Annotated in this window: 5 protein-coding genes; 1 reads left to right on the top strand and 4 read right to left on the bottom strand. The window is 66.4% G+C overall.

Annotated elements, in window-relative coordinates; genetic code table 11:
* Positions 1–124: 124 nt before the first annotated feature.
* The 4 genes from VFV09_10745 to polX are packed head-to-tail and all read right to left on the bottom strand — an operon-like array spanning position 125 to position 4,919.
* Positions 125–1,297 carry a MalY/PatB family protein gene (locus VFV09_10745; GenBank protein HEU4868192.1) on the bottom strand — a complete coding sequence of 391 codons (1,173 nt, stop codon included), beginning with the start codon at positions 1,295–1,297 and terminating at the stop codon, positions 125–127.
* Entirely contained in the window at positions 1,294–2,574 is a 1,281-nt protein-coding gene (tyrS, locus tag VFV09_10740) for a tyrosine--tRNA ligase (protein HEU4868191.1), read from the bottom strand. Before tyrS ends, VFV09_10745 begins: the two co-directional genes overlap by 4 nt.
* A 9-nt stretch (positions 2,575–2,583) precedes the next feature.
* The gene (locus tag VFV09_10735) at positions 2,584–3,198 is read right to left on the bottom strand and encodes a DNA-3-methyladenine glycosylase (GenBank protein ID HEU4868190.1); all 615 of its coding nucleotides are present in this window, start codon (positions 3,196–3,198) and stop codon (positions 2,584–2,586) included.
* A 2-nt stretch (positions 3,199–3,200) separates the two neighbouring features.
* On the bottom strand, positions 3,201–4,919 hold the full coding sequence (gene polX, locus VFV09_10730) for a DNA polymerase/3'-5' exonuclease PolX (GenBank protein HEU4868189.1): 1,719 nt from the start codon (positions 4,917–4,919) through the stop codon (positions 3,201–3,203).
* Between the two features lie 96 nt (positions 4,920–5,015).
* Here polX and VFV09_10725 point away from each other — a divergent pair.
* Positions 5,016–5,398: helix-turn-helix domain-containing protein (locus tag VFV09_10725; protein HEU4868188.1), on the top strand; the 383-nt coding region annotated here is incomplete at its 3' end.

Raw genomic sequence — 5,398 nt, 5'->3', positions numbered from 1 at the left:
CCCTCCGGGCGTACGCCGCTGCCGGCACCCAGTTCGGAGGGGTGGTCCGCCGCTTCAACACCACGGGCCGAGTGGATGCGAACATCGTTTTGACCGGGTACTACAGCACTGAGTAGGCCTTTGCCTAGCTCTCCCGGGAGCGCTTGACGGCGGCCGCCATCCGCTGAACTATCTCGGTGACAATTGCCCTCGAGGTGGCGAAGTTGAACCTGACGAACCCCTCGCCCTGGGTCCCGAACATCGGGCCGGCGCTGAAAGCGACCTTGGCCTCCTCCAGGAAGAACGTGTGGGGGTCCGGCTTCAGGCCGAGGGCGCGGCAGTCGAGCCAGGCGAGGTAGGTGGCCTCGGGCATGGCGTAGACCACCTCGGGCAGGTGCTGCTGCAGCAGTTCGCCCAACAGCCGGCGGTTCCCGTCCAGGTAGTCGACCACCCGGGCCATCCAGGGCCCGCCCTCGGTGAATGCGGCCTCGGTCGCCTCGATGCCGACGATGCTCGCGCCACCGACCACGTGGTGACCAAGCGCGTTGAGCTTCTCGACGTGTTCGGTCGACCCGCCGACCGCAAAGCCGCATTTGAGCCCGCCGAAGTTCCACGCCTTCGAGGCGGCGGTGACGGTCAGGGTCCGGGCCGCGACATCGTCACCCAACATCGAAAACACGGTGTGCGACGCCCCGGGCAGGGTCAGCGGGGAGTGAACCTCGTCGGCGATCACGGACACGTCGTGCCGGATGGCCAGCTCGGCCATCGCCTCAAGCTCGGAGCGGCTGAACGACCGGCCTGTTGGGTTCTGCGGGTTGCAGAGGATGAAGACGCTGGCGTTCGCCATGGCGGCGTCCAGCCCTTCGAAGTCGACCTCGTAGCGGCCGTCCCGGAAAACCATCGGGTTCTCCACCACCTTGCGCTCGTTCTGCTTGATCGAGCTGAAGAAGGGAGGGTAGACCGGCGGCTGGATGACGACTCCGTCGCCCGGCTCGGAGAGGATGCGAAGGCCGACGTCAAGGCCCCGCACCACGTCGGGGAGGATCACCACATTCTTGGGGTCGACCTTCCACCCGTAGGAGCGGTCGGCCCAGCCCGCGACCACGTCGGCGAAGCCGGTGTGCTCGATGGACGCCGGGTACCCGAAGTCGCTGCGTTCGGCAACCGCCTCGACCGCCCGGCGAACCGGATCGGCCACCGGGAAGTCCATCTCGGCCACCCAGGCCGGGATCACGTCGTCCGGGTAGTGCCTCCACTTGGCGCTGTGCAGCCGGTGGAGGGTCTCCAGGTCGAGGTTGTCGAAAACCGCGTCGCTCAACCGAAGCTCACCAGGTGGTGGTTCTTTTTGCCGCGGCGGAGCACCACGTAGCGGCCGTGCAGCAGGTCGCCCTCCCCCACCGCCCGGTCGATGTCGGTCTGTCTGGTGTTGTTGATGTAGACGCCGCCCCCGCCGATGAACTCCCGGGCGGTCTTGCGGGAGGTGGCGAGGCCCGACTCGATCAGCAGGTCGATCAACGGCGTCCCCTCGCCGAGCGAGCTGTGGGGAAGCGTGGACGACGGAGCGTCGGCCAGGACGTCCAGCAGCTCGGTCTCCTCCAGCTCGGTGATGTTGGCCCCGAACAGGGCCTGGGACGCCCGCTCCGCCTTCGCCGCCTCATCGGGACCGTGAACAAGCGTGGTGACCTCGCGGGCCAGCGCCCTGTGGGCCTCCCGGAGCTGGGGCGCCTCCCGAACCTGCTCTTCCAGGGCCTCGATCTCCTCGCGGGGCAGGAAGGTGAAAAACCGCAGCAACTGCCCGACCTGAGAGTCGTCGACGTTGATGAAGTGCTGGTAGAAGCGGTAGGGGCTGGTCTTCGCCGGGTCGAGCCAGACATTGCCGCCGACGCTTTTGCCCATCTTCGCCCCGCCCAACCCCTTGATTAAAGGAGAGGTGAGCCCGTACGCCTCGGCGCCGGTGACCTTTCGGATGAGCTCGATGCCGTAGGTGATGTTGCCCCACTGGTCGCTCCCCCCGATCTGCAGCCGGCAGTTGAACTGCTGGAACAGGTGGAGAAAGTCGTACGACTGCAACAGCATGTAGGTGAACTCGGTGAACGAGATCCCCTGCTCCCGGTTCTCCAGGCGGTTGCGAACCGAGTCCCGGGCGACCATCTGGTTCACGCTGAAGTGTTTGCCGATGTCGCGGAGGAAGTCGGTCAATCGGAGGGGCCGCAGCCAGTCGGCGTTGTCGACCATGGTCGCCTGCGACTCGCCGGGGCTGAAGTCGACGATGCGCTCGGCCTGCTTCCGGATGGCAGCAATGTTGGCCTCGAGCACCGCCGGTGCAAGGAGCGATCGCTCGGACTCCCGGCCGCTCGGATCGCCGACGAGGCCCGTCCCGCCGCCCATGACGGCGATCGGCTTGTGTCCGGCCAGCTGCATCCGGCGAAGTCCGAGAAGCTGGATCAGGCCTCCGAGGTGAAGGGAGTCCGCCGTCGGGTCGAACCCGCAGTAGAGGACGAACTGTTCGGCGGCCAGCAGCTTGCCCAGCTCGGGGTCGGTTGTCTGGTGGACGAGCCCTCGCCACTGCAGCTCGGAGAAGATGTCTTCAGGCACGTTTGAAGGTTAACCGATGGGTACGTCCAACTCCGGCTCCGGGACCCGGGGGTTCTTGAGGCCGCTGGTCCAGGGGCCGGGCTCGTAGAAGCGCCAGGGGAAGTCGGTGGCGGCGCACACACCTATTCGGTACGACGAGCGGACCGGTCCCTCGAGGCGGCGCTCTGCGCCTACCCATACGTCGCCGGCGGCCAGGTCGGTGCCGTTGTCCTCCCGGCTGAGGCCGAACGCCTGGCAGAGGCGGCCCGGGCCCTTGGCAAGCAGTTTCGGGTCGGTCAGTCCACGCCGGGCGGCCATCAGATCCAGGCCTTCCAGAGGCTCCACCGCCCGCATGAGGACGGCTCCGGCGGTCCCGTCGTTCTCACAGACGATGTTCGCACAGTGGTGCATGCCGTAGGTGAAATAGACGTAGAGCACGCCCGGCGGGCCGTACATGATCGAACTGCGGGGGGTGCGCTTGAAGGCGTGGCTGTTCGGGTCGTTCGGACCGCAGTAGGCCTCGACCTCCACCAGCCGCCCCGCCACGAGCCCGTCCGGGCTGTCCCTGTATAAGGTGTGGCCGACCAGCGACTCCGCCACCCGCAGGGTGGGGCGTTCGAAGAACTCAGGCGGCAGACGTTCCAAAGCTAGCTTTTGAGGAAGACTTTCCGAATTTCGTCGACCTGCAGGGTGTTGATCACCTCGGGGGCGGTCACCCAGCCCCTCTGCGCCATCCCGACCCCCAATCGCATCCGGCTCAGGTGGCCCGGGTTGTGCGAGTCGGTGTTGATCGAAAACCTCAGGCCGTACTCCTTGCCCAGTCGGATGTGGTCGTCCTTCAGATCCAGTCGGGCCGGGTTCGAGTTGATCTCCATGGCCACCTGGTTCTCCTTAGCCGCGGCGAAGACCTGCTCGAGGTCGAACTCGGCGGCTTCCCGCTGCCCCAGCCACCGCCCGGTGGGGTGCCCGAAGATGTTCACCTTGGGGTGCTGCATCGCCTTGACCACCCTGCGGGTCATCGCCTCGGCGTCCAGGCCGTACCGCCGGTGGATGCTGGCGATCACCAGGTCGACCCGGTCCAGGATGGAGTCCGGAAGCGCCAGGGTTCCCTCGGGGCCGATGTCGACCTCCACGCCCTGCAGGATCGTGATGCGGCCGCCGAACTCCTCGTTCGCCCTGGCGATCTCCTCCGCCTGCAGCTTCACGGTGTCCGGGCTGTGCGACTTCACCCAGGCGTCGAGGTGGTCGGTGATCGCGATGTAGCTCCGCCCGAGGCCCATTGCGGTCCGGGCCATCTCGCGCACGGTCGTGGAGCCGTCCGAGTACCGGGTGTGCATGTGAAGGTCGCCCTGAATGTCGGCAAGTTGCACCAGCTCGGGGATCTCCCCCTTCAGCGCGAGCTCGACCTCGCCCCGGTTCTCCCGCATCGGGGCCGGCGGGGTCTGCAGGCCCAGGGCGGCGTAGACGTCGTCTTCGGTGGCCCCGGCGACCTTTGAGTTGTCCGACACCCGGAACACCCCGTATTCGGAGAGCTTGTAGCCCTGTTTGACCGCGATCTCCCGCACCCGGACGTTGTGCTCTTTGGACCCCGTGAAGTACTGCAGAGCCGCGCCGAACTCGTCCGCAGCGACGACCCGAAGGTCGACCTGCAGACCCTCACGGGTGCGGATGGACGACTTGGTCGAGCCGCTGACCGGCACACCGGTTACGGCCGGCAGGGTGGTGAACAGGTTCATGATCGCCCCCGGGTCGGGCCCGGTGGCCAGCAGGTCGAGGTCGCCGATGGTCTCTTTGCCCCTGCGCAGGCTGCCGCAGTAGGCGGCTTCGGTGACCAGATCGGACTGCCGCAGCTCCTCCAGGAGCGCTTCGGCAACCCTTAGGGCCACGTCGATGGGAGCCCGTTCCTCCTTGCCCTTGAAGCGGCGGAGTGCGGCGGTGAGGTTCTCCTCTGTCCTTTTGCCTAATCCTTTGATGGTTCTCAGTCTCTGCTCCTTGATCGCCTGGTCGAGCTCGGTGAGGTTGGTCACCCCGAGCTCGCTGTGTAGCAGGAGGGCGGTTTTCGGCCCCAGCCCCGGCAGCGCCGTCATCTCCCGGATGCCCTTCGGGACCTCCGCGCGGGCATCTTCAAGCTTAGCCATGGTCCCGGTATTGAGTACCTCCCGGATTTTGGAGGAGGTCGCCCTGCCCACCCCGCGCAGAGTCGACAACTCCTTGTCGTCCAGGGTGGAGATATCCCGGGCAAGCGCCCGGACCTCCTCCGCCACGCGCCGGTAGGCGACGATCTTGAACCGGTCTCCCCCGGCAATCTGCATCAGGTCCGCCAGTTCTTCGAAAGCCTGAGCGACCTCTTCGTTCACTCGAGGCATATCCCGATAGTACCCGGCAAGTGGACGGGTGACCCCTTGGGGCGTACACTTTAAACAGTTGTTGTAAACGTTTGTTTAAGATTTTGAAGGGGTCCGATGGAGGGCACGAAGGAGCGGCTGGTGGAGGCGGCACTCGCCACCATCAAGCAGGAGGGTTACGGCGGCACGACCGCCCGGGCCATCGCCGGCCGCGCCGGGGTCAACCAGGCCCTCATCTACTACTACTTCGGCGACATCAAGAACCTGCTCCTGGCGGCTCTGGATAAGACGAGCGCCCAACGGATGGCCAGCTACGAGGCGCTTCTGGAGAAAACCGAGACCATCGAGGACCTCGTCCAGCTGGCCAGGGACATCTACCGGGAAGACCTGGCCGCCGGGCACGTGACGGTGCTGTCCGAGCTGATCGCGGGGAGCCTGCAGCACAAAGAGCTGGGCCCCGAGGTGCTGAAGCGCCTGAGGCCCTGGATCGACTTTGCCGC

The organism is Actinomycetota bacterium (assembly GCA_035759705.1).
Classification (GTDB): domain Bacteria; phylum Actinomycetota; class CADDZG01; order JAHWKV01; family JAHWKV01; genus JAJCYE01.
The sequence above is the reverse complement of the archived record's forward strand: the minus strand, read 5'-3'. Positions and strand labels throughout refer to the sequence as shown.

Excerpts from the sequence above, each read along its gene's own strand:
- polX (HEU4868189.1), bottom strand. The coding sequence starts at position 4,919 with ATGCCTCGAGTGAACGAAGAGGTCGCTCAGGCTTTCGAAGAACTGGCG.